Annotated in this window: 1 protein-coding gene; it reads left to right on the top strand. The window is 55.6% G+C overall.

Annotation, left to right across the window (positions count from 1 at the left end; translation table 11 throughout):
* Positions 1 to 683 precede the first annotated feature (683 nt).
* Entirely contained in the window at positions 684 to 1,094 is a 411-nt protein-coding gene (locus C814_RS11770; RefSeq protein WP_016318055.1) for a ParB N-terminal domain-containing protein, read from the top strand.
* Positions 1,095 to 1,260: the final 166 nt, after the last annotated feature.

Below are 1,260 nucleotides of genomic sequence, written 5' to 3'. Positions count from 1 at the left end.
CTGCTTGTGAAATTAAGCGCCCAGCTTGCCGGGGACGACCTCGCCACGATTGACAGCATTCTCCGTCAGTTTGCTCCCTGAGCATCTATCTATTGAACCTTGAAAAACAGCAGGACAGGCTCCTGCTCATAGTCAGTATGTAAGTGACTGCATCCTGCATCAGCCATTCCACGCCACGACCGCCTGCGGCCAGGGACAGCGAAAGGGGGTGAACCTTTTGTTCCTGCCCGTCAAACCGATCACATCAAAGGCACGAGCGATACCGGCATGGCTGTCCGGTGTATGGCAGCGCCGCAGACGCGGGATGCACCGCAGACACCCGTATCGCAGGGTAAAAGGGAGGTACTGTGGGACTGGTATGGGCAGCTTCGTCAACTGCCGCCGCCGTCTGTCGGTATCGCGCCGGAGTGCCACACCGGGCTTGCATACTCCCGTGCCGGGGATGAGCAGTAAGGCGGTCATGCCGCCTGATAATACGGCACAGATTTTTAAGAAAGGCATGAACGAGGAACCCGCGCCGGTCACATTCCCTCACAGAATAGGGGCGCAAAACAGACCGCGCGGGCTTCTCCTTTCTTGCGGGATGCAAGACTTTACGCCACCAGGCAAACCGGCGGCGCAACGTGTTTCATCCGGCAGGAGAAAAACAAATAAAGCGGCTGTGGCCGAAAGAGGTGATAAAAATGCAGGTAAACATTGACCGTATCCAGGTCAATCCGGGACGGCGGGAAGCCTTGCCGGATGCGGTGCGCGAACTGGCGGACAGCATTTCGGCGGTGGGGCTGTTAAACCCTATCACGATTGACCGGGACTATATCCTGATTGCCGGACTGCACCGGCTAGAAGCGGCAAAGCTGCTTGGCTGGGCGGAAATCGAGTGCAATGTCAGCAGTTTGGAGGGCTTGCAGGCGGAACTTGCCGAGATAGACGAGAACTTTGTGCGGGCCGATCTGGAAACCCTGGAGTTTGGAAAGCTGCTTCTGCGGCGCAAGGAAATCTATGAAATGCTGCATCCAGAAACAAAATACGGCGTATCCCAGGCAAAAGCAATGAACCGTGCCAGAGGCAGCAATGATTTTGTCAATATGAGTTGACACAATTCACGCAAGGAATATAGGATCTAAGCAGCAGCCGCAGTGAGGGACAGATAGAAGCGCTCTCTCTTGACAGCGGGTGGAAGGCCGCCGTTGGCGGAGCAGATACGGCGGTTGTTCCAGTAGCTCATAAAGTAACGCCAAATAAGAGATCTGAGTTCCTCCA

The organism is Anaerotruncus sp. G3(2012) (genome assembly GCF_000403395.2).
In the GTDB taxonomy this organism is placed as follows: domain Bacteria; phylum Bacillota; class Clostridia; order Oscillospirales; family Ruminococcaceae; genus Anaerotruncus.
This window is presented reverse-complemented; position numbering and strand designations above follow the sequence as displayed.

What these genes read in the sequence shown, in the direction of transcription:
- C814_RS11770 (WP_016318055.1), top strand. Translation starts at nt 684, where the DNA reads ATGCAGGTAAACATTGACCGTATCCAGGTCAATCCGGGACGGCGGGAA.